Genomic DNA, 26,641 nt, shown 5'->3' with positions numbered 1-26,641 from the left:
AAAGATCAGGCCGCGATCAAGCGGCGGGGCAGTCGCCGATACGCTCGGCCGTCATGGTGATCTTGGTCTGGGCCATCTGCGGCGTCGGCGCCGGGTCCATCTTGGTCGTGACCTCGGTGACGTAGCGGCTGTTGAAGTCGCCCGTGACGCGGATGGTGGAGTCCGTCTTCATATTGCCCGGCAGGGTGCAGGCCGAGGTCGCCACCATGGCGTCGCCCTGGCGCGTGAACGGCTGGGTCGTGCAGTCGGCGCCCGCTTGTTGGGCGTCGGCGGGGGCCTCGAGCTTGGCCTCCTTAATGCAGACTTCCTGCGGAGGAACCGCAGCGCCGCCCGGCATGCCTTCCATGGCGGTGGACACGCGCCACAGGCCCGGCTTGGGCCCTTCCAGCGTCGCGGCTGCGGACGGGGCGCCCGCGCCTTCACCGGCGGGCTTTTCAGCCTTGTTGTTGTTCCCGCAGGCCGACAGACCCAGCAGGCAGGCGACGGCTACGCCGCCGATGATCGCTGAACGCATGAAGCGCTCCCCTCTCGTTAAAAAAACCGAAGAGATAACGTCGCAGCCGCCGGGCGGTTCACGCTTCTGTGAAATTCAGTTGTAAATCTCAGTCAAGGATCACGCCGGTCGTGCGCATGATCTCGGCGCGCAGTTCGGGCAGGCCGAAGCCTTTTTCCGAGGACGTCACCGCCACGTGCGGATAGGCGGCCGGACGTTTGGCGATGGCCTTCAGCGTCGCCGCCTGAACCTTTTCGGCCTCGCCCTTCTTCAGCTTGTCGGCCTTGGTCAGGACGATCTGATAGGAGACGGCCGACAGGTCCAGCGCGTCCAGCGCCTCATCGTCCACCTTCTTCAGGCCGTGGCGACTGTCGATCAGCAGATAGACGCGCTTCAGCGTCACCCGGCCGCGCAGATAGTCGCGACCCAGGTCCTGGAACTTCTTCACCGTCGTTTTCGACGCCTTGGCCCAGCCGTAGCCGGGCAGGTCGACCAGACGCATCCGACCGTCCAGATCGAAGAAGTTCACCTCGCGCGTGCGGCCCGGCTCGTTCGAGGCGCGGGCCAGCTTGTGCATACCGACCAGCCCGTTGATCAGGCTGGACTTGCCGACGTTGGAGCGCCCGGCGAAGGCGATCTCGGGCAGGTCCGGCGTCGGCAGTTGCTCGATCTTGGCGCAGCCCATGATGAAGGTCGCGGGGCGCGCGAACAGGATGCGCGCCGCCTCGATCTCGGGCTCGGCGTATTCGCCGACCTTGGGCTCGTCAGAAGCGTCCAAACGATCAGGCCTTCTTGAAGCGGGCGAGGAAGCTGTCGATCGGGTTTTCCGCGCCGAAGCGATGCATGATCACATACTGCTGGATGATCGACAGAATATTGTTCCACGCCCAGTAGATCAGCAGGCCCGCCGCGAACGGCGCCATGATGAAGGTGAAGACGATCGGCATCAGCTGGAAGATCTGACGCTGCATCGGGTCCTGCGCGGGCGGGTTCATCGCCATCTGCAGCCACATGGTGAAGCCATAGACCAGCGGCAGAACGCCCAGGTGCAGCGGGCCGTTCAGGATGCCGCCCAGCACCGGCAGGGTCGCCGGATCCCACGGCACGGCGCCGAACAGGGTCCAGATCGTCGACGGGTCACGCGCCGACAGGTCGCGGATCCAGCCGAAGAAGGGCGCGTGACGCATTTCGATGGTCACGAACAGCACCTTGTACAGGGCGTAGAAGACCGGGATCTGCACCACCATCGGCAGGCAGCCCGCCAGCGGATTGATCTTCTCCCGCTGATACAGGGCCATCATCTCCTGCTGCTGCTTCTGCGGGTCGGAGCCGTGCTTCTGCTTGATCTCCTCCATCTTGGGCTGGAGGGTCCGCATGCGCGACAGGCTCTCATAGGACTTGTTGGCCAGCGGGAAGAGGATCAGCTTGACCACCACCGTCAGCGCCAGGATGGCCAGGCCGAAGTTGCCCAGAACGCCGTAGAAGAACTCCACCACGGTGAAGATCGGACGCGTCAGGAACCAGAACATGCCCCAGTCGATGGCGTAGACGAAACGCGGCAGGTTCAGCGCCTCCTCATAGCCCTTCAGCACCTCGGCGCGCTTGGCGCCGGCGAACAGACGCTGGGTCTCTTCGATCTGGCGGCCCGGCTGGATGGTGTGGGTGGCGCCCAGCATGGCGGCTTCGTGGATGTTCAGCCCTTCGGCGTCGCGCACCGAGAAGCGGCCTTCGACAGCCTCGTTCTGGGTCGGGATCAGGGCCGCCAGCCAGTATTTGTCGGTGATGCCCATCCAGCCGCCGGTCGAGCTCTTCTCGATGCGCGGCTTCTTGGCCCAGTCCTTGTACTTCACCTGTTCTGTGGTGAATTTGCCGTTCTCGCCGAAGGCGCCGATGGCGCCTTCGTGCAGGATCATCTGCTTGCCCAGATCAACCGGCACGCCCTGACGCTCGACGCGGCCATAAGGGGCGATGGAGATCGCCTGCGTCCCCAGGTTGGCGACCGTGTCCTTGACCGTGAACATATATTGCTCGTCGATCGAGACGACGCGGGTGAAGCGCAGACCCGAGCCGTTGTCCCACGTCAGTTCGATCGGGGTCGAGGGCGTCAGCGTCTCGCCCTTGGTCAGACGCCAGACCGTGTTGGGACCGGGCACGCCGCCAGCGACGTTCGGGCCGCTCCAGCCGAACTGGGCGAAATAGGCGTGCTCCATCCCCTGCGGGCGGAACAGCTCGACCGGCGGCGAATTCTTGTCCAGCGTCTCGCGGTAGCGGGTCAGATACAGGTCGTCGATGCGCGCGCCCTGTAGCGACAGCGAGCCCTTCAGCGTCGGCGTCTGGATCGGCACGCGGGCGACGGCGCCCAGGGCCTGGCCGCGGTCCTTGATGAAGGCGCCCGGCGCGGCCGACGACGAGGTCAGCCCGGCGTCAGGCGAGGCCTCGCGCGCCTTCTGCTGCTCGGCGGCGACGATCTGCGCCTGACGGCGGCTCTCAGCCTGCGGGCGCATCACCATGAAGTAATAGACGCCCATGATCAGGGCCGCGCACACGAAGAAGATGATGGTGTTGCGCGAATTCTCGTTCTGCATCGGGATCAGCGGTCCTGGTCGGCGGGGCGCGGGTCGGAAGGGACGCGGGCGGTCGAAACAGCCCGGTCTCCCATATCGGGAGCCGCGCGTGGGGTTGCGAGCCTTGTAAGGGCCGATTTCACATCGTCAAGCAAACGGTCCCAGTCGCGGTCCGCCGTGCCCATGCGGGCGATGAACACATAGTCGCAGCCGGGGCGGCCGTGCAGGGGCGTCAAAAGGCGCGCAGCCTCGCGCAGACGGCGCTTGGCGCGGTTGCGCACGACGGCGCCGCCGATCTTGCGGGTGGCGGTGAATCCAAGGCGAACCGCAGGATCTCCGTCAGCGCGATCCAGCTGCTGGATCACCACGGCGCCGCGAGCCTGGGAAACGCCTTTGGCGGCCGCCAGAAACTGGGGCCGCCTCAACAGGCGATCGATTTTCATCAGATCGGTCATGCGCCCCGCCCTGAAGGGAAATGGGCGCGTGACGTCAGGCCGTCAGGCGCTTACGGCCTTTGGCGCGGCGACGCGCAACAATCTTTTGACCGTTCTTGGTGGCCATCCGCGAACGGAAGCCGTGACGGCGCTTGCGCACGAGTCGCGACGGCTGATAGGTCCGCTTCACGGTCGGCTCCGGGTTACTGGGGTTGGCGACAGACACAAGCGTCAGCCGCGAGAGAGGCGGGCGTATAAGCGGCGACAGGATGAGAGTCAACGCCACAGCCGCTTTTCCGTGCAGTCGACAGGCGCGCGCGACAGCGCGAAATCCGCTAGGGATACAGAAGAAAGAGGACGGAGCGCGGTTTGAACCGGGTCAAAAGATTTCTGCCCCTGGCCGTGCTGTTGGTCGCCGTCGCCGTGATCTTCGGCATGGGCTGGAATCGCTATCTGTCGCTGGACACCCTGCGCGAGCATGGCGCGGCGCTGGAGACGGTGGTGGCCCGGCATTATCTGCTGATGCTGTTCGCCCTGATGCTGCTGTTCGCCGTGCTGACGGCCAGCGTGGTGCCGGGCGTGGTCTTCATCACCGTGACGGCGGGCTATCTGTTCGGGCCGTGGGTCGGCGGCGTCGCCACCGCCTTCGCCGCCACGGTCGGCGCGCTGGCCGTCTATTATGTAGGACGCACGGCGCTGGGCGATTCCCTGCGACGCCGCGCCGCCGCCGATACAGGCCTGCTCAATCGCGTCTGCGCCGGGGTGGACCGGAACACCTTCTGGTATGTGCTGGTCGCGCGGCTGGTCGTCACCGTGCCGTTTCACATGATCAATGTGGCGGCGGGCGTGATGGCGGCGCCGCTGAGGCCCTATATGATCGCCACCTTCATCGGCCTGTTGCCCGCCCACATCATCTATTGCTGGATCGGGGACAGCCTGCACGGCGTTCTGGTCACGGACCCGAATCCGGACATCCGCAGCCTGTTCGCCGAATTCTTCTGGCCCCTGATGGGAGTCGCCTTCCTCTCCATGCTCCTGCCCCTGCTGCTCAAGCTGGCCCAGAAGCTGCGCGCCCGCCCCCGCATGGAGGCGTCATGACGGAACGCGAGGCCCTTTCCACGCCCCTGCCGCCGCTGGCCCCGGTCGACGACAGCCGCCTGCCGGTCGGATCAAGCGCGCAGCGCCCCCTGCAGCGGCTTCAGCCTCTCCGCGCGCGCTTCGGCGCCCTGCGACGGCGGCTGAAGCTGCGCGCGCCGGACGGCCTGTCCAGTCGGCTGCTGCTGCTGACGGTCGCCTTCACCCTGGCGGTGGCCGCCATCATCATCGTGCCCAGCGCCGCCTCGTTCCAGGAGCGGTGGCTGATGGACCGGCTGCAGGGCGCCGAACTGGCCTCGGTCGGGGTCGAGGCCCTGCCCTATTCCGCCGTCGAGGATTCCACCGCCGAACAGTTGTTGAGCATCGGCGGGGTGCAGTCGGTCGTCATCGGCGAACAGGGGGTGCGGCGCCTGCTGCTTCAGGCGCCCAACCTGCCGCGCGCGCCCGAACTGATCGACCTGCGCCAGCGCAGCGTCGGCGCCCGTCTGCTGGACCCGTGGAAGACCCTGTTCGGCCATCCCGACCGCTCGCTGCGGGTGCAGGCGGCGCCGCGCTATCGATCCGGCGATCTGGTCGAGATCCTGGCCCCGGCCCAGCCGCTGAAGAAGGAGCTGGCCAGCTTCCTGGTCAACAGCCTGACCATGTCGCTGCTGATCGCGGCGGTGGCGGGCGGCCTGCTGTACGCCGCCCTGGCCCTGCTGGTGCTGCAGCCGCTGCGGCGGGTCACCCGCTCGATCGAACGCTTCGCCGCCAACCCTGAAAGCCCGGCCGAGACGCCGTCGGACCGTCACGACGAAATCGGCCGGGTCGAGCGCGAACTGGCCCGGATGCAGGAAGAAGTGCGCCAGTCCCTGCGTTCACGCGCGCGACTGGCGGCACTGGGCGAGGCGGTGGCCAAGATCAACCACGACCTGCGAAACATGCTGACCTCGGCCCAGATGGCGTCCGAACGGCTGTCGAGTTCGTCCGACCCGTTGGTGGCGACCGCCCTGCCCCGGCTGGAGCGGGCGCTGGACCGGGCCTCGACCCTGGCGCGCAACGTCCTGGCCTATGGCCGCACCGAAGAGCCCGCCCCCGAGCGCCAGAAGATGCTGCTGGCCCGCGCCGTGGCCGCCGCCGCCGAGGATGCGGGGCTGGAGCCGGATGGCGTGCGGCTGGTGCGCGACCTGCCTGCCCGCTTCACCGTCAACGCCGACCCGGATCAGCTTCACCGCATTCTGGTCAATCTGATGCGCAACGCCCGTCAGGCCATCGAGGCGGCGCCCGGAGGCGGTGATAAGGGCGGTGATAAGAGCAAGGGCGCCATCACCGTCAGCGCCGAAATCCGCGACGGCATGGCCGCCGTCACCGTGCGCGACGACGGTCCCGGCATTCCGCCGCGACTGGCCGACCGCCTGTTCGAGCCTTTCGTCAGCGGCGGCGGCGCGGACGGCACCGGACTGGGCCTGACCATTTCGCGCGAACTGGCCGCCAACCACGGCGGCGCCCTTGTGCTGGCGGACACAGGCCCGCAGGGGACGCGCTTCGAGCTTCTGCTGCCGCTCTGATACCCGTGCGCAGCCTTCCGTCTGGCCGGACGTTCTTTCCTTTGAAAGCCGAAAGCCTCAGGTTGGCGGCCTTTCGCGTCCTCGCCCTGCAAGGAGAGCCTTCATGCTCCTGTTTTCCACCCTGCGGCCCTTGCCCCTGCGCCCTGCCCGTCTAGCGGCCTTGATGCTGCCCGCCCTGTTGCTGGCCGCCCCGGTTCACGCCCAGGATCAGACAGCCGCCCAGAAAGACCCCGTCGCCGAAATGCTGCGCGCGAAGGGCGAACGTTACCATCGCGCGCCCGACACGGCTCAGGACCCCGACGAACTGCGCCAGACCCAGGCCCTGAACGCCGAGATCGTGGCCCAGAACGATCTGGCCGAGAACGAGGACCGCGCCAATCAGGCCGCACAGGTCGAGGCCCAGCGCCGTTGGCAGGCCGAGGTCGATCAGGCGCAGACCGAGGCCCGCATCGCCCGCGAACGGCATGAGGCCGACCTGCGCGCCGCCGATGAAGCGCGCGCCCGCTATGACCGCGACATGGCCGACTGGCGCGCCACCGCCGCCGCCTGTCAGCGCGGCGACACGGCCCGCTGCTACGCGGGTCGTCAGAAGCCGAACTGAGGCCTGTTTCCAAGGGCAGATGTCGTAGCGGCGCCTTCTCCTATCCCGCTCAGCGAGTGAGCCAGGTAAAGGCTTAGCCGCCAAGCCGCGCGCTTTGAAGCCAAAGCACTGAGTCCCGGCGTCCGCCGGGATGAGCAGAATGCAAATGTCTGCACTCACGCTCAGGGCGTAGTGATCCAAAAGAAAAAGGGCGCTCCGACATCGCATCGGAGCGCCCCTTTTTCATGTCAGCGCGGCGGCCGGATCAGGCCCCGGTCGGCTCGGTGCGGCGCTTCATCATGTTGTCGAAGCTGTCCCAGACGCCGTCGGCGCCGTGCCACGACCCTTGCGTCGCCGCCTTGGAGTATTCGGTAGCGCGGGCCTCGAAGAAGTTGGCGTGCTCCACGCCCGACAGCAGCGACTGCAGCCACGGCAGCGGATTCTCGGTCACGCCGTAGACTTCAGGCAGGTTCAGCTGGCGCAGGCGCCAGTCGGCGATGAAGCGGATGTAGGCCTTGATGTCGTCCGGCGTCATGCCGTTCACCGGGCCCATTTCGAAGGCCAGGTCGATGAACTTGTCCTCCATCTCGATCACCGTCTTGCAGCAGTCGACGATGTCGTCGGCCACAGCCTTGGTGACGGCGCCCGTCTCCTTGTTGAAGGCGTGGTACAGCTTGATGATGCCCTCGCAGTGCAGGCTTTCATCGCGCACCGACCAGGACACGATCTGGCCCATGCCCTTCATCTTGGACTGGCGCGGGAAGTTCATCAGCATGGCGAAGCTGGCGAACAGCTGCAGCCCTTCCGAGAAGCCCCCGAACATGGCCAGGGTCCGACAGATGTCGGCGTCGCTGTCGACCCCGAACTGACCCATGTAGTCGTGCTTGTCCTTCATGGCCTCGTATTCCATGAAGGCGCCGAACTCGCTGTCCGGCATCCCGATCGTCTCGAGCAGCAGGGCGTAGGCCGCGATATGGATCGTCTCCATATTGGCGAAGGCGGCCAGCATCATCTTCACTTCGGTCGGTTTGAACACCCGGCCGTAGCGCTCCATGTAGTTGTCCTGAACCTCGATGTCCGCCTGGGTGAAGAAGCGGAAGATCTGGGTCAGCAGGTTGCGCTCGCCGTCGTTCAGATTGGCGGCCCAGTCCTTGACGTCCTCGCCCATCGGGACTTCCTCGGGCATCCAGTGGACCTGCTGCTGCTTCTTCCACATGTCGAAGGCCCACGGGTAGCGGAAGGGCTTGTAGGCGGCCGAAGGGGTCAGCAGGCCGGGCATGTCGGGACGAATGATCGTGGCGGGAGCGTTCATCGAAAAAGACCTGATGCGAATCCGGAAAAGATGCGCGCCACCATGCGTCCGCCCGCCGCGCGGAACAAGGGAAGTTGCGTACATCTAGCGATCACTTTTCGCCGCACCGCTAGATGTAGTGTCCTCATGACAGAAAACCGGGGAGCAATATGGGGATGGTTTCGCCGCCCTAGACCAGGCCCATCGCCCTCGCCTCACGCTCCAGCCCTTCGCGGAACTCGGGCGCGGCCAGGCCGATCAGGGCGCGGGCGCGGGCGTCGTCGCTCAGTCCCTTCAGATTGACCGCCCCATGCTCGGTGACGACGTACTGGATGTCGTTGCGCGGGGTCGTGACCGGACCGTCCAGCCGCGCCACGATGCGCGAGGCCGCGCCTTTCGCCGCCGTGGAGTGGCAGGCGATGATCGATTTTCCGCCTTCGGACGCCGCCGCGCCGCGCACGAAGTCCAGCTGGCCGCCCGCCGCCGTATACTGCCGCCCGTTCAGATATTCCGAGCAGCAGGCGCCGAACAGATCGACCTGCAAGGTGGCGTTGACCGAGATCATCTTCGCATTGCGGGCGATGACGGCCGGGTCGTTCACATAGTCTACCGGCCGCGCCTCGAAAGCCGGATTCTCGTGCAGGAACTCATAGGTCGAGCGGTTCCCCATCGAGAAGGTGAAGACCGTCTTGCCCGGATGGAGGGTCTTGCGCGCATTGGTCGCCACGCCCGCCTGCATCAGCTCGACCAGGCCCGGGGTCAGCATCTCGGTGTGAATGCCCAGATCGCGATGGTCGTGCAGGGCCGCGCACACCGCGTCCGGCAGGGCGCCGATGCCCATCTGCAGGGTCGAGCCGTCCTCGACCATGCCGGCGATCAGTGCGCCGATGGCCACGTCCTGCGGCTGCTGCGGCGCCTTGCCCGCCTCCAGCAGGGGCGCCGAATGCTCGACCACCGCCGCGACCTGAGAGACGTGGATACGGCAGTCGCCGAAGACGCGCGGCATGTGCGGATTAACCTCAAGGATCAGTCGCTGCGCCGTCTTCGACACCGCCAGGGCGTAGTCGGTGTTGGTCCCCAGGCTGAAATACCCCTCGGCGTCCATCGGCGAGACGGTCGCCAGCAGGGTATCGACGCCGATCTCATGCGTCAGCACGCGCGGCGTCTGCTGAAAGCCGGTCGGCACGAACCAGACGGCGCGACGGCCTTCCTCGCGCCCGCGCGCCTCCAGTTTCCGCTCGATGGCGCCGTGGAACAGGCTGTAGGGGCGGATGCGGTCGGTCAGTTCGTAGCGCATCACCGTCTCGCCCGCGATGGCGGTGGACAGCAGATAATACAGGTTGATGTCGCCCACCTGCCGCGCCTCGGCCCGATCGGCCAGAGCCTTCAGCAGGGCCGGAGGCTGGCCGACGCCCAGCGCCATGGCGACCTTCGCACCCGATGGAATCAGGGCGGCCGCCGCTTCCGGCGTCGTCAGGCGTTCGGCGTAAAGGGCGGCGAAGTCTGTCATGGGCGTCTCCTGAAACGTCTTCCTCGGGCGTCCGTCGCTGGCGCGGCGACGGCTTCTGTCGGCCACTATCTGACACCTGCGCGCCATCGCGGCGCTAGACCTTCGTCTAAGATCCGGGGTCTAAGAGGGCGGCGTCTAGGGCGCGTCCTGAAACGGGGCGTCATGCAGCCGCTGGCGCCGCTCGACGGCATAGGCGGCCAGCCACAGAACCATCGACCACGCCGCCCCCACGCTCCAGCCCGCAAAGACGTCCGAGGCCCAGTGCGCCGCCAGATAGATGCGCGTCACCCCGATCAACAGGGCGATGACGACCGCGCACCCCAGGATGTAGGCCTTCAATCGTCTCCGTGGAAAAGCCCGGGTCAGCATCACCCCCAGCGTCAGATAGAAGACCGTCGACAGCAGGGTGTGGCCTGAAGGGAAGCTGGCGTTCATCGTCTCGACCGCCTGATAGATGTCGGGCGGGCGCGGGCGGTCGAACAGGATCTTCAACCCCTGACTGATGGCCACCCCGCCCGCCAGACCGACCGCCAGCATCAGGGCCGACAGACGCTTTCTCATGATCAGCAGAAACCCCACCGCCATGATGGCGAACAGGGCCAGCACCGACAGGCCGCCCAGAGAGGTCAGGTCGGCCGCCCCTTCATGCAGCCACCACGGCCCCCACGGCCGCCCCGGATCATCGGCATAGGGCCGCACCGCCGCCAGCACGGCCCGGTCAAAGACCTGATTGTCGGCGTCATGCACCCCGTCGGCCAGTTCGACGAAGACCAGAACCCCCAGCGTCGCCACCAGCAGGGCCGCCACGGCGGCGATTTCAGTGCGCGCCACACGAAGCGCGCGGGTCAGGAAGGCGGTGGGGTGCGGAGCCATGGGGCGCTAACGGCCAAGCTGAGGGGTCGTTCCCTTTTCTGATCCTGCTGAAAAACGACGACTGTTCGGTAAAAAATGTGATCCCCTCAATTCCTGAGTCATTTCCACAGGGTGAGGCAAGCCGCCCACCGATTCGTGACAAAAGCCGCCGTCAAGAGCTTTACCTGCGGTTAGGGATATGCACCCATATATCTAGCCGAGCGCTGGCGATGAGCCACTAGATGTAGTGTCTCAAACCGGTACGGCCTTCTATTCGATTTTGCTCGGGACAGGGATGAAAATGGCTGGCGGCGAAGCTTTGCAGACGACGGAATTCTCTACGGTTTCCCCGGCTCCGGTCGAGATCAAGCCGGAGCTGACGGTGGTCGACGGCCTGAAGCTGGACCGCTCGCGCGACGCCCTGCTGACCGAGTTCGGCAAGAAGACGCTGGAAGACCGCTATCTGCTGGCCGGCGAAAGCTATCAGGACATGTTCGCCCGCGTCGCCACGGCCTACGCCGACGATGCGGATCACGCCCAGCGCGTCTATGACTATATGTCGAAGCTGTGGTTCATGCCCGCCACGCCGGTCCTGTCGAACGGCGGCGCCGATCGCGGCCTGCCGATCTCCTGCTTCCTGAACGCGGTCAACGACAGCCTGGACGGCATCCAGAACGTCTGGAACGAGAACGTTTCCCTCGCCTCCAACGGCGGCGGCATCGGCACCTACTGGGGCGGCGTCCGCTCCATCGGCGAGAAGGTCAAGGGCGCGGGCCAGACCTCGGGCATCATCCCCTTCATCCGCGTGATGGATTCGCTGACCCTGGCGATTTCGCAAGGCTCGCTGCGTCGCGGCTCGGCCGCTGTCTATCTGGACGTCCACCACCCGGAAATCGAAGAGTTCCTCGAAATCCGCAAGCCGTCGGGCGACTTCAACCGCCGCTCGCTGAACCTGCACCACGGCATCAACATCACCGACGCCTTCATGGAGGCGGTCCGCGACGGCAAGCCGTTCGACCTGATTTCGCCCAAGAACGGCGAGGTCCGCAAAACCGTCGACGCCCGCAACCTGTGGACCAAGATCCTGGAAATCCGGATGCAGACGGGCGAGCCCTATCTGATCTTCTCGGACACGGTGAACCGGCAGATGCCGCAGCACCAGAAGGATCTGGGCCTGTCGGTCAAGCAGTCCAACCTGTGCTCGGAAATCATGCTGCACACGGGCCTGGATCATAAGGGCGTCGAGCGCACCGCCGTCTGCTGCCTGTCGTCGGTCAACGCCGAGACCTTCCTGGAGTGGCGCGAAGAGCCCCGCTTCATCGAGGACATCATGCGCTTCCTCGACAATGTGCTCGAGGACTTCATCACCCGCGCCCCGTCGTCCATGGCCGCCGCCGTCTATTCGGCCCAGCGCGAGCGTTCGGTGGGTCTGGGCCTGATGGGCTTCCACTCCTTCCTGCAGTCGCAGGGCGTGGCCTTTGAATCGGCCATGGCCAAGAGCTGGAACATGCGCCTGTTCAAGCACCTGCGCCGCGAGGCCGACAAGGCCAGCCGCACCCTGGCCGAAGAGAAGGGCCCCTGCCCCGACGCCGCCGATCGCGGCGTGATGGAGCGGTTCAGCCACAAGCTGGCCATCGCCCCGACCGCCTCGATCTCGATCATCTGCGGCGGGACGTCGGCGGGCATCGAGCCGATCCCGGCCAACATCTACACCCACAAGACCCTGTCGGGCTCCTTTGCGGTCAAGAACCCCTATCTGCAGGACCTGCTGGCCGAAAAGGGCATCGACACCGAAGCCGTCTGGTCCTCCATCCTTGAACATGAAGGCTCGGTCCAACACCTGGACGCCCTGAGCGACGACGAGAAGGCCGTCTACAAGACCGCCTTCGAACTGGATCAGCGCTGGATCATCGAACTGGCGGCCGACCGCACCGGCGACATCTGCCAGGCGCAGTCGCTGAACCTGTTCATCCCCGGCGACGTCAACAAGTGGGACCTGCACATGCTGCACTGGTCGGCGTGGGAGCGCGGCCTGAAGTCGCTGTATTATCTGCGCTCCAAGTCGGTGCAGCGCGCCGCCTTCGCCGGCGCCGAGGACAAGAAGGAAGAAGAGATCGATCCGAACCAGCCGGACCTCTTCTCCATCACCCGCACCGACTATGATGAGTGTCTGGCCTGCCAGTAAGGCCGCGGTCGATCTGCATCGCAATCGCCTGCTGAAACCGCCCGGGGAACCCTCTTCGGGCGGCTTCGTTCGTTTATAAGGATTGTGGCGCAAAAGAGTCCGTTGCGGTTCCTCCGCCTTCGTGCAGAGTGGAGGGGCTGACGGGTCGGGAGGATCGTTGATGCGACGCATGGCGTGGGCAGGATGGATGATCGCGGCGGCAGCCCCGACGACTGCCCTCGCCATGCCGCAGGCCGTCGCCTTCCATGAAGCCGCAGCGCCGGGCGGCGAGGCCGTTCGTTTCGAGGACGCATCCGCCCGGCTCGACAGCCGCCTGCCCTTCTCCGCCGAACCCGACGCCGCCTTCGGCGCCCCGGTGGAATTCACCGACGCCGCTCGACTGAACATCGACCAGGCCCAGATACGTCAGGAGGCATGGTTCGCCCGCGAGGGCTTCACCGACCGCCTGCGCGTGGTGTCGACAGGCGAACTGCGCCGAGCCGACGGCTCGCCCCTGCCGCCGCGCGCGATGGACCCCGTGGCCTTCAGCGGCGAGACCTATGACGTCACCTATACGCGCGGCTGGACGGCGGCGCGCGGCCGCACGCCCTCGGGCCTCGAGGTGTTGCTGACGCCGCACGCGGGATTCGGCGTCGGCAGCGACGGCCCCTCGGCCGAAGCGGGCGCCACCCTGCGTATCGGCGAGAATCTGGACCGGCTGGCGCCCAACGGCGACGATGCCTTCGGCGAGCGCGCTCGCTGGTATCTTTACGCCGCCGGGTCCAAACGCGCCGTCGGCTACAATTTCGCACGCACGCGCGACGGCGAGTTCGCCGGATCCGGCGTAACCCAGGACGCGGGCGCCTACCTCGGCGACGCCTCTGTCGGCGTGGCCTATCGCCGGGGCGCACTGCAAAGCTCCTTCGGCGTGGTCTACCGTGAGATCGAGGCCAAGGGCCTGCGCGGCTATCAGGGCATCCGCACCGACGTCGCCGAAGGCATGGTCGCCTTCCAGTTGACCATCCGCCCTCAGCATTAGGGCTGAACGGGCAGCGCGAGGAAACCCAGCGCCATCGGCCGGGCCATAAATCATTGAAAATATTGGAGCGGGTAGCGAGAATCGAACTCGCGACATTCAGCTTGGGAAGCTGACGTTCTACCTCTGAACTATACCCGCATCGCCGAAGCGAGCGGCGAAGATATAGGGCGCGGAGCAAAAGGAAAGGCCCGGCGGACCGGGCATTCCGATTTTTTCAGGCCAGGAACCAAAGGTCAGTCGCGGACTTCCTCGACCGTGACTCCGCGCGCGGCCAGCATGGCCTGAACGCTGTCGGCGCCCGCAAGGTGCCCGGCGCCGACCGAAATGAAGGCGGTGCCCGAGCCTTCCAGCATCTTCATGATCTGATTGGTCCAGTCGGCGTTGCGGCGGGTCAACATGACCTCATACATTTCCGGCGACTGCGCCTTCATCTCCTGTCCGATCAGGGCGTCCAGGGCGTCCACATCGCCGGTCGACCATGCGCCGACCATCCGGCCCAGCACCACCGGCGCCTGATCGAACTCCTTCAGGCCCGAGCGCAGCATGGCCAGCTGGGCCTCTTCCGACATGTCGGCGATGAAGCCGATCTGTTGCGGCATGGTCTCGAAACCCTTGATCGGCTTTCCGGTCGCGGCGGCGCGGGCGTGCAGCACCTGATCCCCGCCGTTCTGTGGCAGGTAACCAGCCTTGGTGATGCTGGCCATCGCCAGTTGCAGGGCGGCGAACCACGGGCGTAGCGGGTCCAGTTGCGCCGCGGTGGCGCCGATCAAGCGGGCGGCGGCCTCGAGGTCCGTCTGTTCCTCTGACGTCAGCAGGCTGGACAGGGGACGGTCGGGCGACACGCCCTTGGCCTGAATGATCGGCACGGCCCCAGCCGCGTCGTTGATGTCGGCGATCTCGAACCAGTATTCATCGGCGCTGGCGAACGCCTGATCCACCTTGGCGCGGCCCCACGGCGTTTCGGGCTTCAGCACATGGACGGTGCCGAACAGATAGAGGGTCGAATCCTCATCCTTCACCACCCACAGGCGCGGGCCGGACCCTGCGGGCGCAGCGACCACGGCGGCCGGATCGACGGCGGCGGGCGCGCTCTGAGCGAGGGCGGGCGTGGTCGTGGCCAGAAGCACGGCGGCGAGGGCGGCGGCGGAGACGGCGGCGCGACTCAAAAAGCGATGGATCATTTCAGGCTCCTGAACGGTGCGAAATGACGGAGGGCCGTCAGCCCTCTTCGTCAATGAAGATGGATTCGATCGGCATCTGGAACAGGCGCGCGATCTTGAACGCCAGCGGCAGGGAGGGATCGTAACGGCCGGTCTCCAGCGCGTTCACCGTCTGGCGTGAGACGCCCAGTTCCTGCGCCAGATGCGCCTGGCTCCAGTCGCGCTCGGCGCGCAATACCTTGAGGCGGTTTTTCATGATGAAGGCCCCCTATCGGTGCGACCACCACCACCATGCCCAGGCGATCAGATAGCCTGTGAGCATAAGCAGCAGCATACCGAACGCGCCGCTGGCGGCATAGGCGGCGGGGTCCGTGCGCCCCGCATACCAGGCTGGAATCTGAAGCGCTTTCGCTTGGGGAAGAGACGCCATGATTACAAGAACGCCTCCAACGGCCATACCGGCGCTGCCGCCCCAATACCACGCCCACTTGTGCGCTTCCTGAGCCGCCTCATCGATCGACCGCATCCATTGAAAGCCGATCCACAAAGCCGCGCCCATAACGGCGATGGCGAAGGGCGCCAAGATCCAGATCGCAGGGCCGTCACCCGTCAAGCGGCCTGCCGCTCCGAGATAGCCGACCACCATGCCTGCCGTTAACGCCAAAGCGAACATGACCAGAACGGCCACAATGGACTTCAAAATAAGCTTGCGCTTGGCGACGGCCACTGGCCCCTCCCGAAACTGACAAGGGAGTTTTACAGAGACGCCGCCATAAGTGTCAAGCGACTTTGTCTCTTTGATGGTTAGTCGGTCGTCGGCCCGTTCAACAGCTCCGGGCGGCTGAGGGCGCGGGGGGATTGTTCGACCGCGTTCAGTTCGGGCAGTTCCTTGCCTTCGTGGTCGACCTTCAGATCCTCGAAGCGGCGGGCCGAGACCATGACCTGGCTCTCCAGCGAACCGACGAACTGGTTGTATCGACCGACCGCCGCGTCCAGCGCCTTGCCGACCGAGGCGGCGTGGCCGCCCATGACCGACAGGCGCTTGTAAAGCTCCTTGCCCAGTTTCGCGACGTCCTCGGCGTTCTTGGCCTGCTCCTCGGCGCGCCAGCCGTAGGCGACGGCCTTGCACAGGGCGAACAGGGTGGTCGGGGTGACGATGACCACGCGCGAGGCCATGGCCGTGGTCATCAGGTCCGGCTCGTGGTCCAGCGCAGCGGCCAGGAAGGCGTCGCCCGGCACGAACATGGCGACGAAGTCGGGGCTGGGCTTGAACTGGTCCTGATAGGCCTTGGACGACAGCTGACGCACATGGGTCTTCATGCTGGCGGCGGTGCGCAGGGACATGGCGCGGGCCTGATCCTCTTCATCCCCGTCCGCCTCGTCGGCGAAGGCGAGTGAGACCTTGGCGTCGATGACGAACATGCCGCCGCCGGGCAGTTTGACGATGAAGTCCGGGCGCTGCTGACGACCTTCATCCGTGGCCGAGGAGTTCTGTTCCTCGAAGTCGAAGCGGCCCGCCATTCCGGCGGCCTCCAGCACATTGCGGCAGGTCTGCTCGCCCCAGCGGCCACGACGGCCGGTGTTGCCCTTCAGCGCCTCGGTCAGACGGCGCGCCTCGTCGCGGGTAGCGGTCGAGGCGGCCATCAGCAGGCTGAGCTGTTCCTTCAGCCCGCCCGTCTCATCGGCGCGCTGCTTTTCCAGCGCCGTGACGTGCTGCTGGAATTTGGCGAGAGTTTCAGAGACGGGTTTGAGCTGGGCCTCCATCCGCTCACGCGCGACGCGGTCCTGGGCCTGAAAGGTCTCGGTGGCGCGGGCGACGAGTTTGGACGCCACCGCCTCGGCCGATTGCGAGGCCTGCGCCTTGAGGAACTCCGCCATGGTGTCCCGGCTTTCTTCAAGCAGCAACAGCTTGGCGTCGGCGGCGTCCAGCGCGCCCCGCGCCTTTTGCCAGCCCATATAGGCCCACAGAAAACCGCCCGCGGCGACCGCCACAAAGGCCAACAGGATGATTTCCAGCATGTTCATGCTCCGTTCCTAGCGGGAGTCGGAGGCAGGTTAAAGCCGCGCGGCGTCAGGTGCGGACGCGTCCGCGCGCCCTCAGCCCAGTTCGGCTTCCAGATCGGCGAGGCGGGCGGCCTGATCCTCGGCGATCAGGGCGTCCAGCATGGGCGCCAGGTCGCCTTCCAGAATCTGCGGCAGGCTGTGCAGGGTCAGGCCGATGCGGTGATCCGTCACCCGCCCCTGCGGGAAGTTGTAGGTGCGGATGCGCTCTGACCGATCGCCCGAGCCGACCTGCGACTTGCGTGCGTCGGAACGGGCGGCGTCCTTGGCCTGACGCTGCATGTCATACAGGCGGATGCGCAGGTTCTTCATCGCCTTGTCGCGGTTCACGTGCTGCGACTTTTCCGAGGAGGTGGCGACGATGCCGGTGGGCAGGTGGGTGATGCGCACCGCCGAGTCGGTCTTGTTGACGTGCTGACCGCCTGCGCCGGACGAACGGTAGGTGTCGATGCGGATATCCTTGTCGAGAATTTCGATCTCGACGTCCTCGACCTCGGGCAGGACGGCGACCGTAGCCGCCGAGGTGTGGATGCGGCCGCCCGCCTCGGTCGTGGGCACGCGCTGGACGCGGTGGACGCCGCTCTCGAACTTCAGACGGCCGAAGACGCCTTCGCCGCTGACGGTGGCGATGATTTCCTTGAAGCCGCCCGCGTCGCCCTCGGTCGCGCTGTCGATCTCGACCCGCCAGCCGCGCGTGGAGGCATAGCGCGAATACATGCGGAACAGGTCGCCCGCGAACAGGGCCGCCTCGTCCCCGCCCGTGCCCGCGCGCACTTCCAGCACGGCCGAGGCGTTTTCATCGGCGTCGCGCGGCGCCAGCAACAGGGCGACCTCGCGCTCAAGCTCCGGCAGGCGCTCTGTCAGGGCGTCCAGTTCATCGGCGGCCAGAGCGGCCATCTCCGGATCGGCGGCCATGGCTTTGAGGTCGTCAGCCTCGGCGCGGGCGCGGGCCAGGGCCTGAACTGCATCGGCCACCGGCTTCAGCTCGGCATGCTCTTTCGACAGGCGCACGATCTCGGCGCCGTCCGTGGCGGCGCCCATCCGGGCCTCCACCTGATGGAAGCGGTCGAGCACCTGATCGAGCCGGGCCTGGGGCAGTCGCAAAGGCTTGTCCTCACCGAGAAAAACAAGCGCGGAGCCTTACCCGCGCCACGGCGCCATGTCGATAAAAACGCCTCTACACGCGCTCATGGAGTGATTGTGAAAAGCCGTCACAAGCCCGTCAGGCCGGTTTCGCTACCGCAGCAAACCCCCTAGCTCCACTCCGGTTTTATTGGGCTGAAACGAAAACGGAGACAGGGCATGATTCAGGAAAAGCCCCCCGAAGGCGTGAAAGACGGCATGAGATCAGCGCCAAAAGGCGGCATCGTCCCCGCCGCCGACGTGCTGCGTCTATGCGCCCTTTACGACGGCCTGCTGGAGCCGGGCGCCCCCTCGCCGGGGGCGGAAGCCGAAACCGAGCTGAAAGCGCTGGCCAAGATTTTCGATCTGGACGCCGAACGTCCGGCGGCCGAACTGTGGCCCTTCGTGCGGACGGTTCTGGTGCGTCAGGCGCCGCCGCCGCAAGAAGCGTCGCCCGCGGACAGCGTCGATCCCCTCACCGTCCTGCTGGTCGAGGACGACGCCGAAGCCGCCGCGGACCTAACCGAGGCGCTGGACGCCGCCGGGCACCGCGTCGTAGGCCCCTTCCACAGCGCCGAGGCGGCTGAGGCGGCGACCGCTCTGCACGCCATCGATCTGGCCCTTCTGGACATCAATCTGTCGGGCGAAGCGACCGGCGTCGATCTGGCCCGCAGCCTGAAATCGCGCTGGGGCGTGCCGGTGATCTTCCTGTCCGGCGATGTGACCGCCGCGGCCCAGAACGCCGAACTGGCCGCCGCCATGGTCATCAAGCCCTATCGCGGGCGCGATGTGCTGGACGCCATCGCCCGACTGGAAAGCGTCTGACCGGACGCCGTCAGGCCATTGCCACGCGCGCCCGGACCTGCGCCTGATGCCGGGAACAAGATACACAGACTGCTGAGGAACTGAATGGACACCTTCTTCCTGTTCCTGCTGGTCGGCATATTGGCGCAATCGGTCGATGGCGCCCTGGGCATGGCCTATGGGGTGATTTCGTCCTCGGTGCTGCTGGCGCTGGGGGTGCCGCCCGCGACGGCCTCGGCCAGCGTCCACGCCGCCGAGGTCTTCACCACCGCCGCCTCGGCCGGCAGCCATATCTGGCACAGGAATGTCGAGTGGCGACTGCTGCTGCCGCTGGCGATCGCGGGGGTGATCGGCGGGATGCTGGGCGCCTATGTGCTGACAGGACTGGAGGCGTCGACGATCAAGCCCTTCGTCGTCGCCTATCTGGCGCTGGTGGGCGTCTGGATCCTGTGGCGGGCCGGGCATGACATCCGGCCGCGCCGCCTGCCCGCCTGGGTGACCGGGCCGCTGGGGCTGGTCGGCGGCTTTCTGGACGCCATAGGCGGCGGCGGATGGGGTCCGACCGTCACCTCGTCGATGGTCGGCGCAGGCCAGGAGCCGCGCCGGGCGATCGGTACGGTGAACACGGCCGAGTTCTTCCTGACGGTCGCCATCTCGGCCACCTTCGTCTGGGCGCTGGTCTCGGGCCACTGGAAGGAGGCCGGGGCGTTGCAGAACCACGCCGCCGCCGTGGCCGGTCTGGTGGTCGGCGGTCTGATCGCCGCCCCCTTCGCCGGGCTGATCGTCAAGAAGGCGCCGCGCAAGGTGCTGACCTATGCCGTCGGCGGCCTTCTGATCGTGCTGGCCCTGTTTCAGGGCGCCCAGCTGCTGTTCTAGGCGCCGCCTGAACCGCTTCGCCTAGAAGGGGAAGGTTTCGATGAAGCTGGGGCGCTGCTCCAGCTTCGCCTGCAGGGCGACCAGATTAGGACGGCCGGTTTTCCAGTCATAGTCCGGGTGGCGGAAGCCGATCCATGTGACAGCGATCCCGGCCGTCAGCACGCCCATGTCCAACCGATCGGCATCCGGCGCCGCAGCCTCCAGCGCATCGAGGGCGCGGCCCAGATTGACAGTCCAGCGCTCCATCCACGACGGCGAGCGCTCCTGCTCCGGGCGGCGCTTCTCCAGCACCAGTTTTACGCCCATCTCCAGCGCCGCATTGGCCAATGTCTCCAGACGTTTGACCCGCAGACGCTCCGCCCCTTCTGCCGGAAGCAGCCGCGCGCCCGCGCCAAGCGCATCGAGATACTCGGCGATCACCGGGCTGTCCGTCAGCGGCAGGCCGTCCTCGGCAATCAGGGTCGGCACCTGAACGATGGGGTTGGTCGACAGCAGTTCGGGCGCATTGCCGTAAGGGTCGGCGACGACTTCCTCGATACGATCCGCCACCCCTCTTTCACGCGCGACGATGCGCGCCTTGCGGACAAAAGGCGAAGGAGTGGTGATGTAGAGTTTCATGGTTCAGCCGTCTTCATACAGCGGGGATGATGCCGCCTTGGGGACCACGCACCGCTTGTCGCGGAACAGGGCCGATTCCTCACACTGGCGTCCGTCTTCAAAGACGCAGACGCCGTATTCATCGCCGCCAATGTTGCGGCGGATCTCAGACTTTCCGCCCTCGCTTCGACAATGGACGGAGGCCGGATTGGCCATGCCGACAGCAGGCGACGCCGCTTCAGGCGCGGGCGCGCACGCAGCAACAGCCAACAGTAGGGTGGCGGCCAGAATCTGTTTCATCATGCCCCTCCCCCTGTCTGTCGATTACTCAGCCGCCGCGCGGGCTGCATCCAGTTCAGCAGCCTTTTCTTCGACCTGGGCGACGATCTCGTCGATCATGCCGTCGTTGGCCTGTTTGTGGGCGATCTTGCCGTTCAGATAGACCATGCCCGCACCCTTGCCGCCACCGGTGAAACCGACATCGGTGTAAAGCGCCTCGCCCGGCCCGTTGACCACGCAGCCGATGATCGACAGCGACATGGCCGTCGAGATGTGAGCCAGCCGCTCTTCCAGAATCCCCACCGTCTCGATGACGTTGAAGCCCTGACGCGCGCAGGACGGGCAGGCGATGATGTTCACCCCCCGGTGACGCAGGCCCAGCGACTTCAGGATGTCGAAGCCGACCTTGATTTCTTCCACCGGATCAGCGGCCAGCGAGACGCGGATGGTGTCGCCGATGCCCGACCACAGCATATTGCCCATGCCGATAGCCGATTTGATGGTGCCGGTACGCAGCGGCCCCGCCTCGGTCACGCCCAGGTGCAGGGGGCAGTCGATGGCGTCGGCCAGTTGCTGATAGGCGGCGACCGTCAGGAAGGGGTCGGACGCCTTCACCGAAATCTTGAACTCGTGGAAGTCCAGATCCTGAAGGATCCGGGCGTGGTTCAGCGCGCTCTCCACCATCGCATCGGGACAGGGCTCGCCGTATTTCTCCAGCAACTCCTTCTCAAGTGACCCGGCGTTGACGCCGATCCGCATGGAGCAGCCATGGTCGCGGGCGGCCTGAACGACCTCCTTGACCCGGTCGATCGAGCCGATGTTGCCAGGGTTGATGCGCAGGCAGGCGGCGCCCGCCTCGGCCGCCTCGATCCCCCGGCGATAGTGGAAGTGGATGTCGGCCACCAGCGGCACGCGGGCCTCGCGCGCAATGGTCCGGAAGGCCGCCGTCGAGTCTTCATCCGGGCAGGAGACGCGGACGATGTCGGCCCCGGCCTCCTCTAGCTGGCGGATCTGCTCCAGCGTCGCCGCCGCATCGGACGTCGGCGTATTGGTCATCGACTGGACGCTGATCGGCGCGCCGCCGCCGACAGGAACCTTGCCCACCATGATCTGGCGGCTGGTGCGGCGCTCGATGTGGCGCCAGGGACGGATGTGGCCGAGGGCTGAACTATGGTCGCTCATGACAGGCGGAACATAGGCCAAGAAGAGCGGCAAAACCACGACAGGCGGCGAAAGATCGCGTCCTCGACGGTGGAAATCAGGTCGCAGGCGTCGCCGGGGTCGCCGCAGACGCAGGCTGATAGGGCTGCGGGCCGGGCGAAGCCGCAGATGCAGCCGTGGACGGGGCGGCGGCCTGCGCTGCGCTCTGGGCGGCTCTGGCCCGGGCGGCCTGTGCAGCAGCGGCGCGGGCCTCGGACTCGCGCTCGGCGGCGCGGGCGCGGTTGTTCAGCGTTCCCAGCGGTGACAGCGGCGCGGACAGGACGCCGCCATGCTCGCCGTTCAGATAGATGTCGAAGGCCGCCGGATCGGGCGTGTCGATCGTGGCCGACAGGTCTGGCGGCGCCCGCCAGGCCTCGCCCGCCGCCAGTTGCCGGGCGAAATAGATACGGCCGTCGCCCTGACGGATCACCAGAATGGCGGGCTTGCGCGCCTGAAGCGTGACCAGCGACGTCGTGGCCGAGGCGCCGTAGATGGCCCCGCGCGGGTTGAAGGCGGCCTGCACCGGCGGGGCGGCCTGAACCGGCGCATTGGGATCATCCGGGTCCGCGCCCGTCAGCTCAGCCTCCAGCCCCGGCGTGATGTACATGGCGGGCGTGGTCTGATCCGGCGGCGCGGCCATGGGCGCCCCCAGATAGATGGCCTGCTCGCGCTGGCGATCCGCCTGCACCGCCCAGTCTTCCGGCAGGGCGACCAGATCTGAAGGGTGCGGCTGCTCGATACGATTCAGATGCTGGAAGACATTCCAGCCGATCACCACAGCCAGAAAAACGCCGATGACGCCCAGAATCTTGGGCGAGTTCTGGCGCACCTGCTGCAGAGATACACCTGTCGGCGGCTGCAACGGCACGGCGGCGTCGGGGTATTCCTGCTTGAACCGCTCGACGGCGCTGAGTTCGTCCAAACCCAACGTCGCAGCATAGACGCGCACATAACCCATCGAGAAAATGCGCGATGGCAGAACCGCGTAGTCCCCCTGCTCCAGCGCGGTCAGAAAGCGCGGATGCACCCGCGTCTTGGTCGACAGTTCGGCCATGGACAGGCCCGACGCCAGCCGCGCAGCACGCAGTTCAGCGCCCAGAGAGCCGTCAGAAGGCTCATCCGGCTCCGCCGATGGCGGCGTCTGCAGCGTCTGATCCGGCGTCGCCTCGGCGTCGAAGTCGAAGGCGGCCTGCCGATCCTTGTCCATAAGGCCGGGATTCCGTCACGCAAAGGGCTTCGATACGCCCGTCACCCCCGCTTAAACGAGGCGCGCAGTCCGGGCAACGCGTGAAAGGGGCGGCGTCCGCTCAGGCGATGACATTCAGCTTGCGCGCCAGCGACTCGATCTCGCCGCGCACCGACCCGGCCGATGAGCCCAGCAGGACGTTCATGCCCCGCCGCGCCGCGTTCAGATCGGCCGACAGCACCATCCGCTTGACCGGCCCCACGCCGCCCGCCGGCACCGACAAGCGGTTATAGCCCAGCGTAATCAGGGCGAAGGCCTCCAGCGGGCGCCCCGCCAGTTCGCCGCACACAGACACCGGCGTGGCGCTGTCGGCGCATTTCTGCTGGATCTCGGCCAGGGCGCGCAGGAAGGGCGGCGACAGGGCGTCATAGCGTTCGGATACGCGCGGGTTCGTCCGGTCGGCGGCGAACATATACTGCATCAGGTCATTGGTGCCGATCGACACGAAGTCGGTCAGCGGCAACAACGCATCCAGATGCCACAGCAGGCTGGGGCATTCGATCATGGCCCCGACCCGCAGCAGGGACGGCAGAGGGCGGCCCCGGCGCCGCGCCCAGTCGCACTCGACATCGACCAGTTCACGCGCGGCGCGGAACTCGTCCACCGTGGCGATCATCGGGAACATGACGCGCAGTTCGCGCCCGGCGGCGGCGGTCAGCAGGGCGCGGATCTGCATCCGCAGCAGGGCCGGGCGATCCAGTCCCATGCGGATGGCGCGACGGCCCAGCGCCGGGTTCTCTTCGCGCTCATTGTCCAGATAGGGCAGCACCTTGTCGCCGCCGATATCCAGGGTGCGGAAGGTGACGGGGCGATCGCCAGCCGCATCCATCACCAGTTTGTAGAGCGCCGTCTGAGAGTCCAGTCGCGGCAGTTCGTCCGAGACCATGAACTGGAACTCGGTGCGGAACAGGCCGATGCCCTCGGCCCCGGTCGCGCTCATATTCTCCAGATCCACCGCCAGACCGGCGTTGGTCAGCAGCATGATCCGCTTGCCGTCCTTGGTGACGGCGGGAATGTCGCGCAACTGGTCGAACTCGGCCCGGCGCTGTTCGCGCACGGCCATGCGGCTTTCCACCGCCGCCAGCATGTCGGCGCGGGGCCGCAGATAGGCCTCGCCCGTCTCGCCGTCGACGATGACCTGATCGCCTTCGGTCAGGCGGTCGCGCAGGCCCTGCAGACGACCGACGCACGGAATCTGCAGCGCGCGCGCCACGATGGCGGCGTGGGCGGCGGCCGAGCCTTCTTCCAGCAGCAGGCCGCGCAGCTTGTCGCGCGGATACTCCAGCAGATCGGCCGGACCCAGATTCTTGGCCACCAGAATGGCGTCGTCGGGCAGGTCGCGCTGTCCCGGCTGGTTCCCCGCCATCAGCCGCAGCAGGCGGTTGGCCAGATCCTCGAAGTCGTGCAACCGCTCGCGGATATAGGGGTCACGGGCATTGGCGAAGCGGGCGCGATGCTCGTTGCGGACGCGGTCCACGGCGGCCTCGGCGGTCAGGCCCGAACGCACCGCCTCTTCCAGCGACCGGTTCCAGCCCCGGTCGTCGGCGAACATCCGATAGGTCTCCAGCACCTCATAGGGGGTGCCGCCCAGCTTGCCCTGACTGCCTTCCAGCAGGGCGTCGATGCTGGTGCGCAGCCGCTCCAGCGCCTCCTTGAGCCGGACCTCTTCCGCCGCCGGATCATCGGCCAGCAGATGTTCGGGCGCGATCGGCGCCTCGTGCAGCACGGCGCGACCGAACGACAACCCTTCCGCAAACTTCTGCCCCTTCAGCCGCTCGGGCCGGTGGGGCGCCACCTCGACGTCGCGCAACTCCTCCAGCGCCAGCAGCTCGCCCGAAGCCACCGTCTCGGCCAGAACCATGGCGATGGTCTGGATGTCCTCGATCTCTTCCTCGTCATAGCGACGGGCGGCGCGGTTCTGGACGACCAGAACGCCGATGGCCCGGCCGCCGCGCAGCAGGGGCGCGCCGAGGAAGGCGTGATAGGGATCTTCGCCCGTCTCGGGCCGGTAGGAGAAGCTGGGGTGCGACTGGGCGTCCGACAGGCTGATAGGCTCGGCCGTGCGGGCCACCTCGCCGACCAGCCCCTCGCCGGGACGCAGGCGGGTGTTGTGGACGGCCTCGGGGTTCAGGCCCTCGGTGGCGAACAGTTCGAGCTCGCCCGAGGCCCGGCGCAGATAGATGGAGCAGACCTCGGCCACCATGGAGCGGGCGATGATCCGCACCACCATGTTCAGCCGGTCCTGGGCGGGAACGGCGCCGTCGGCCCCGGCCAGAGCCTCGCGGATCTGGCGCAACAGAAGGCGGGGCCCTCTCGCCGTCACTGCCACGCCCTTGACCATGCTCTCTCCAGCCTTGCCGCCCCCTGGTTTCAGCTTCCAGATAGGGCGGCGGTTCCGTTATCCTAGTCTTCCGCGTCCAGACCGTAGGCCGCGTGCAGCGCACGAACCGCCAGTTCGGCGTAATCCGAATCGATCAGCACGCTGATCTTGATTTCCGAGGTCGAGATGGCCTGGAACTTCACGCCCTTGTCGGCCAGGGCGCGGAACATGGTCTGGGCCACGCCCGCGTGGCTTCTCATGCCCACGCCGATCACCGAGACCTTGGCCACGTCGTCGTCGACGCGGATTTCCTCAAAGCCGATATCGGCCTTGGCCGCGCTCATCAGATCTGCGGCGCGGCGCGCGTCGCGGCGGCCGGTCGTGAAGGTCAGGTTGACCGCGCCCTCGGTGCGGGCCTGGCTCTGCACGATCATGTCGACATTGACCTCGGCCTCGGCCAGGCGGGTGAAGACATCGGCCGGAGCATCCGTCCGGTCCGACAGGCCAAGCAGCGTGATCCGGGCTTCGTCCCGGCTCATGGTCACGCCGGAAACGATGCGCTTTTCCACGATCTCATCCTCGTCGCAAATCAGGGTGCCGGCGTGTTGCGGCAGAATTCCGTTTTCATCCGGCTCGATAAAGCTGGACAGGACGCGCACCGGCACGCGCTTGTGCATGGCCAGCTCGACCGAGCGGGTCTGAAGCACCTTGGCGCCCAGCGACGCCATCTCCAGCATTTCTTCGTAGGACACCTTCTCCAGACGCCGGGCGCGGCTCTGGATGCGCGGGTCGGTCGTATAGACGCCGTCCACGTCGGTATAGATGTCGCACGGCGCGCCCAGCGCCGCCGCCACCGCCACCGCCGAGGTGTCCGAGCCGCCCCGGCCCAGGGTGGTGATCCGCCCGCCGCGCGTCACGCCCTGAAAGCCCGGCACGATGGCGATCTCGCCGGCGTCCAGCGCAGCGCCCAGAGCCTCGCCGTCAACGCTCTCGATCCGGGCGCGGCCGTGGGCGTCGTCGGTCAGGATCGGAATCTGCCAGCCCATCCAGCTGCGCGCCTTGAAGCCCATGTTGCGCAGGGTCAGGGCCAGCAGGCCCGACGTGACCTGTTCGCCCGAGGCGACCACCACGTCGTATTCGTCGTCCGTCAGGGGGCCGTCGCCATACAGGCCCGGCGCCGGGGCGCCCGCGCCATCGGTCCAGGCCACCAATTCGTTGGTCTTGCCCGCCATGGCCGAAACGACCACGGCCACGCCCTTGCCTCTGGAAGCCTCGGCGGCGACGATGCGCGCCGCACGACGGATGCGTTCCAGGTCGGCCATGGACGTGCCGCCGAACTTCATCACCAACCGGTTCGTATCGGCCCGCGTCATCCCTGCGCCTGATCCCCCTGCTTGCATGGCGGGC

At 66.8% G+C, this 26,641-nt stretch carries 26 protein-coding genes and 1 tRNA gene; 7 read left to right on the top strand and 20 right to left on the bottom strand.

Features of this window, described 5'->3' with window-relative positions; genetic code table 11:
- Positions 1 to 16 precede the first annotated feature (16 nt).
- From ACORJG_RS00535 to rpmH, 5 genes are all read right to left on the bottom strand, one after another.
- Entirely contained in the window at positions 17 to 514 is a 498-nt protein-coding gene (locus tag ACORJG_RS00535; RefSeq protein ID WP_427790679.1) for a DUF3617 domain-containing protein, read from the bottom strand.
- An 88-nt stretch (positions 515 to 602) separates the two neighbouring features.
- On the bottom strand, positions 603 to 1,271 hold the full coding sequence (yihA, locus tag ACORJG_RS00530) for a ribosome biogenesis GTP-binding protein YihA/YsxC (protein ID WP_427790677.1): 669 nt from the start codon (positions 1,269 to 1,271) through the stop codon (positions 603 to 605).
- Between the two features lie 4 nt (positions 1,272 to 1,275).
- A complete protein-coding gene (yidC, locus tag ACORJG_RS00525) occupies positions 1,276 to 3,078 on the bottom strand; it encodes a membrane protein insertase YidC (protein WP_427790675.1) in 1,803 nt (600 codons plus the stop codon).
- Positions 3,079 to 3,083: 5 nt separating this feature from the next.
- Complete coding sequence (gene rnpA / locus ACORJG_RS00520) at positions 3,084 to 3,512, bottom strand: ribonuclease P protein component (RefSeq protein WP_427790673.1); 429 nt, start codon at positions 3,510 to 3,512, stop codon at positions 3,084 to 3,086.
- A 34-nt stretch (positions 3,513 to 3,546) separates the two neighbouring features.
- Positions 3,547 to 3,681 (bottom strand): 50S ribosomal protein L34, encoded by a 135-nt coding sequence (gene rpmH, locus ACORJG_RS00515; protein ID WP_003164000.1) that lies wholly within the window; start codon positions 3,679 to 3,681, stop codon positions 3,547 to 3,549.
- Positions 3,682 to 3,860: 179 nt separating this feature from the next.
- Here rpmH and ACORJG_RS00510 point away from each other — a divergent pair, with 179 nt between their 5' ends.
- The 3 genes from ACORJG_RS00510 to ACORJG_RS00500 all read left to right on the top strand — a co-directional run bounded on the left by ACORJG_RS00510 (position 3,861) and on the right by ACORJG_RS00500 (position 6,734).
- Positions 3,861 to 4,589, top strand: a complete 729-nt coding sequence (locus tag ACORJG_RS00510) for a TVP38/TMEM64 family protein (protein WP_427790671.1) — start codon at positions 3,861 to 3,863, stop codon at positions 4,587 to 4,589.
- Positions 4,586 to 6,133, top strand: a complete 1,548-nt coding sequence (locus tag ACORJG_RS00505) for a sensor histidine kinase (protein ID WP_427790669.1) — start codon at positions 4,586 to 4,588, stop codon at positions 6,131 to 6,133. Before ACORJG_RS00510 ends, ACORJG_RS00505 begins: the two co-directional genes overlap by 4 nt.
- A 103-nt stretch (positions 6,134 to 6,236) precedes the next feature.
- Positions 6,237 to 6,734, top strand: a complete 498-nt coding sequence (locus ACORJG_RS00500) for a cell wall hydrolase (protein ID WP_427790667.1) — start codon at positions 6,237 to 6,239, stop codon at positions 6,732 to 6,734.
- 244 nt (positions 6,735 to 6,978) lie between these two features.
- On the opposite strand, the gene ACORJG_RS00495 is transcribed toward ACORJG_RS00500, so the two are convergent.
- The 3 genes from ACORJG_RS00495 to ACORJG_RS00485 form a co-directional block, all read right to left on the bottom strand.
- The gene (locus ACORJG_RS00495; RefSeq protein WP_427793085.1) at positions 6,979 to 7,992 is read right to left on the bottom strand and encodes a ribonucleotide-diphosphate reductase subunit beta; all 1,014 of its coding nucleotides are present in this window, start codon (positions 7,990 to 7,992) and stop codon (positions 6,979 to 6,981) included.
- 202 nt (positions 7,993 to 8,194) lie between these two features.
- Positions 8,195 to 9,514 (bottom strand): acetyl-CoA hydrolase/transferase family protein, encoded by a 1,320-nt coding sequence (locus tag ACORJG_RS00490; protein WP_427790665.1) that lies wholly within the window; start codon positions 9,512 to 9,514, stop codon positions 8,195 to 8,197.
- A 135-nt stretch (positions 9,515 to 9,649) separates the two neighbouring features.
- Positions 9,650 to 10,387 (bottom strand): phosphatase PAP2 family protein, encoded by a 738-nt coding sequence (locus ACORJG_RS00485; RefSeq protein WP_427790663.1) that lies wholly within the window; start codon positions 10,385 to 10,387, stop codon positions 9,650 to 9,652.
- 274 nt (positions 10,388 to 10,661) lie between these two features.
- Here ACORJG_RS00485 and ACORJG_RS00480 point away from each other — a divergent pair, with 274 nt between their 5' ends.
- A complete protein-coding gene (locus ACORJG_RS00480) occupies positions 10,662 to 12,551 on the top strand; it encodes a ribonucleoside-diphosphate reductase subunit alpha (protein WP_427790661.1) in 1,890 nt (629 codons plus the stop codon).
- 169 nt (positions 12,552 to 12,720) lie between these two features.
- Entirely contained in the window at positions 12,721 to 13,569 is an 849-nt protein-coding gene (locus ACORJG_RS00475) for a lipid A-modifier LpxR family protein (RefSeq protein WP_427790660.1), read from the top strand.
- Between the two features lie 63 nt (positions 13,570 to 13,632).
- Here the strand turns inward: ACORJG_RS00475 and ACORJG_RS00470 are convergent.
- The 6 genes from ACORJG_RS00470 to prfA all read right to left on the bottom strand — a co-directional run bounded on the left by ACORJG_RS00470 (position 13,633) and on the right by prfA (position 17,894).
- A tRNA-Gly gene (locus ACORJG_RS00470) sits at positions 13,633 to 13,707 on the bottom strand.
- 95 nt (positions 13,708 to 13,802) lie between these two features.
- Positions 13,803 to 14,750 (bottom strand): TraB/GumN family protein, encoded by a 948-nt coding sequence (locus ACORJG_RS00465; protein ID WP_427790658.1) that lies wholly within the window; start codon positions 14,748 to 14,750, stop codon positions 13,803 to 13,805.
- Positions 14,751 to 14,787: 37 nt separating this feature from the next.
- A complete protein-coding gene (locus ACORJG_RS00460) occupies positions 14,788 to 14,985 on the bottom strand; it encodes a helix-turn-helix transcriptional regulator (RefSeq protein WP_427790656.1) in 198 nt (65 codons plus the stop codon).
- Between the two features lie 12 nt (positions 14,986 to 14,997).
- Positions 14,998 to 15,456: a hypothetical protein gene (locus tag ACORJG_RS00455; protein ID WP_427790655.1), complete on the bottom strand. Its 459-nt coding sequence runs from the start codon at positions 15,454 to 15,456 to the stop codon at positions 14,998 to 15,000.
- 77 nt (positions 15,457 to 15,533) lie between these two features.
- On the bottom strand, positions 15,534 to 16,754 hold the full coding sequence (rmuC, locus tag ACORJG_RS00450; protein WP_427790654.1) for a DNA recombination protein RmuC: 1,221 nt from the start codon (positions 16,752 to 16,754) through the stop codon (positions 15,534 to 15,536).
- Positions 16,755 to 16,826: 72 nt separating this feature from the next.
- The gene (prfA, locus tag ACORJG_RS00445) at positions 16,827 to 17,894 is read right to left on the bottom strand and encodes a peptide chain release factor 1 (protein WP_346532486.1); all 1,068 of its coding nucleotides are present in this window, start codon (positions 17,892 to 17,894) and stop codon (positions 16,827 to 16,829) included.
- A 198-nt stretch (positions 17,895 to 18,092) separates the two neighbouring features.
- On the opposite strand from prfA, the gene ACORJG_RS00440 reads away from it, so the two are divergent.
- Both ACORJG_RS00440 and ACORJG_RS00435 read left to right on the top strand, forming a co-directional pair.
- The gene (locus ACORJG_RS00440) at positions 18,093 to 18,737 is read left to right on the top strand and encodes a response regulator (RefSeq protein WP_427790652.1); all 645 of its coding nucleotides are present in this window, start codon (positions 18,093 to 18,095) and stop codon (positions 18,735 to 18,737) included.
- A gap of 84 nt (positions 18,738 to 18,821) precedes the next feature.
- Entirely contained in the window at positions 18,822 to 19,592 is a 771-nt protein-coding gene (locus ACORJG_RS00435; RefSeq protein WP_346532489.1) for a sulfite exporter TauE/SafE family protein, read from the top strand.
- Between the two features lie 21 nt (positions 19,593 to 19,613).
- Here the strand turns inward: ACORJG_RS00435 and ACORJG_RS00430 are convergent, their stop codons facing one another.
- The 6 genes from ACORJG_RS00430 to ACORJG_RS00405 form a co-directional block, all read right to left on the bottom strand.
- A complete protein-coding gene (locus ACORJG_RS00430) occupies positions 19,614 to 20,210 on the bottom strand; it encodes a glutathione S-transferase N-terminal domain-containing protein (RefSeq protein ID WP_427790650.1) in 597 nt (198 codons plus the stop codon).
- Between the two features lie 3 nt (positions 20,211 to 20,213).
- The gene (locus ACORJG_RS00425; protein WP_427790648.1) at positions 20,214 to 20,492 is read right to left on the bottom strand and encodes a putative hemolysin; all 279 of its coding nucleotides are present in this window, start codon (positions 20,490 to 20,492) and stop codon (positions 20,214 to 20,216) included.
- A gap of 21 nt (positions 20,493 to 20,513) precedes the next feature.
- Positions 20,514 to 21,650 (bottom strand): flavodoxin-dependent (E)-4-hydroxy-3-methylbut-2-enyl-diphosphate synthase, encoded by a 1,137-nt coding sequence (gene ispG / locus ACORJG_RS00420; protein WP_427790647.1) that lies wholly within the window; start codon positions 21,648 to 21,650, stop codon positions 20,514 to 20,516.
- Positions 21,651 to 21,726: 76 nt separating this feature from the next.
- Complete coding sequence (locus ACORJG_RS00415) at positions 21,727 to 22,875, bottom strand: helix-turn-helix domain-containing protein (protein WP_427790646.1); 1,149 nt, start codon at positions 22,873 to 22,875, stop codon at positions 21,727 to 21,729.
- Positions 22,876 to 22,975: 100 nt separating this feature from the next.
- Complete coding sequence (gene ptsP, locus ACORJG_RS00410) at positions 22,976 to 25,255, bottom strand: phosphoenolpyruvate--protein phosphotransferase (RefSeq protein ID WP_427790645.1); 2,280 nt, start codon at positions 25,253 to 25,255, stop codon at positions 22,976 to 22,978.
- Positions 25,256 to 25,317: 62 nt separating this feature from the next.
- Positions 25,318 to 26,607, bottom strand: coding sequence for an aspartate kinase (locus tag ACORJG_RS00405; protein WP_427790643.1), 1,290 nt, complete (start codon positions 26,605 to 26,607; stop codon positions 25,318 to 25,320).
- Positions 26,608 to 26,641: the final 34 nt, after the last annotated feature.

Source organism: Brevundimonas diminuta, from assembly GCF_050310045.1.
GTDB classification, from domain to species: Bacteria; Pseudomonadota; Alphaproteobacteria; order Caulobacterales; family Caulobacteraceae; genus Brevundimonas; species Brevundimonas diminuta_F.
This window is presented reverse-complemented; position numbering and strand designations above follow the sequence as displayed.

Excerpts from the sequence above, each read along its gene's own strand:
- ACORJG_RS00535 (WP_427790679.1), bottom strand. The coding sequence starts at position 514 with ATGCGTTCAGCGATCATCGGCGGCGTAGCCGTCGCCTGCCTGCTGGGT.
- yidC (WP_427790675.1), bottom strand. The coding sequence starts at position 3,078 with ATGCAGAACGAGAATTCGCGCAACACCATCATCTTCTTCGTGTGCGCG.
- rnpA (WP_427790673.1), bottom strand. The coding sequence starts at position 3,512 with ATGACCGATCTGATGAAAATCGATCGCCTGTTGAGGCGGCCCCAGTTT.
- ACORJG_RS00505 (WP_427790669.1), top strand. The coding sequence starts at position 4,586 with ATGACGGAACGCGAGGCCCTTTCCACGCCCCTGCCGCCGCTGGCCCCG.
- ACORJG_RS00500 (WP_427790667.1), top strand. The coding sequence starts at position 6,237 with ATGCTCCTGTTTTCCACCCTGCGGCCCTTGCCCCTGCGCCCTGCCCGT.
- ACORJG_RS00495 (WP_427793085.1), bottom strand. The coding sequence starts at position 7,992 with ATGCCCGGCCTGCTGACCCCTTCGGCCGCCTACAAGCCCTTCCGCTAC.
- ACORJG_RS00490 (WP_427790665.1), bottom strand. The coding sequence starts at position 9,514 with ATGACAGACTTCGCCGCCCTTTACGCCGAACGCCTGACGACGCCGGAA.
- ACORJG_RS00485 (WP_427790663.1), bottom strand. The coding sequence starts at position 10,387 with ATGGCTCCGCACCCCACCGCCTTCCTGACCCGCGCGCTTCGTGTGGCG.
- ACORJG_RS00480 (WP_427790661.1), top strand. The coding sequence starts at position 10,662 with ATGAAAATGGCTGGCGGCGAAGCTTTGCAGACGACGGAATTCTCTACG.
- ACORJG_RS00475 (WP_427790660.1), top strand. The coding sequence starts at position 12,721 with ATGGCGTGGGCAGGATGGATGATCGCGGCGGCAGCCCCGACGACTGCC.
- ACORJG_RS00465 (WP_427790658.1), bottom strand. The coding sequence starts at position 14,750 with ATGATCCATCGCTTTTTGAGTCGCGCCGCCGTCTCCGCCGCCGCCCTC.
- ACORJG_RS00460 (WP_427790656.1), bottom strand. The coding sequence starts at position 14,985 with ATGAAAAACCGCCTCAAGGTATTGCGCGCCGAGCGCGACTGGAGCCAG.
- rmuC (WP_427790654.1), bottom strand. The coding sequence starts at position 16,754 with ATGAACATGCTGGAAATCATCCTGTTGGCCTTTGTGGCGGTCGCCGCG.
- ACORJG_RS00440 (WP_427790652.1), top strand. The coding sequence starts at position 18,093 with ATGATTCAGGAAAAGCCCCCCGAAGGCGTGAAAGACGGCATGAGATCA.
- ACORJG_RS00435 (WP_346532489.1), top strand. The coding sequence starts at position 18,822 with ATGGACACCTTCTTCCTGTTCCTGCTGGTCGGCATATTGGCGCAATCG.
- ACORJG_RS00430 (WP_427790650.1), bottom strand. The coding sequence starts at position 20,210 with ATGAAACTCTACATCACCACTCCTTCGCCTTTTGTCCGCAAGGCGCGC.
- ACORJG_RS00425 (WP_427790648.1), bottom strand. The coding sequence starts at position 20,492 with ATGATGAAACAGATTCTGGCCGCCACCCTACTGTTGGCTGTTGCTGCG.
- ispG (WP_427790647.1), bottom strand. The coding sequence starts at position 21,650 with ATGAGCGACCATAGTTCAGCCCTCGGCCACATCCGTCCCTGGCGCCAC.
- ACORJG_RS00415 (WP_427790646.1), bottom strand. The coding sequence starts at position 22,875 with ATGGACAAGGATCGGCAGGCCGCCTTCGACTTCGACGCCGAGGCGACG.
- ptsP (WP_427790645.1), bottom strand. The coding sequence starts at position 25,255 with ATGGTCAAGGGCGTGGCAGTGACGGCGAGAGGGCCCCGCCTTCTGTTG.
- ACORJG_RS00405 (WP_427790643.1), bottom strand. The coding sequence starts at position 26,607 with ATGACGCGGGCCGATACGAACCGGTTGGTGATGAAGTTCGGCGGCACG.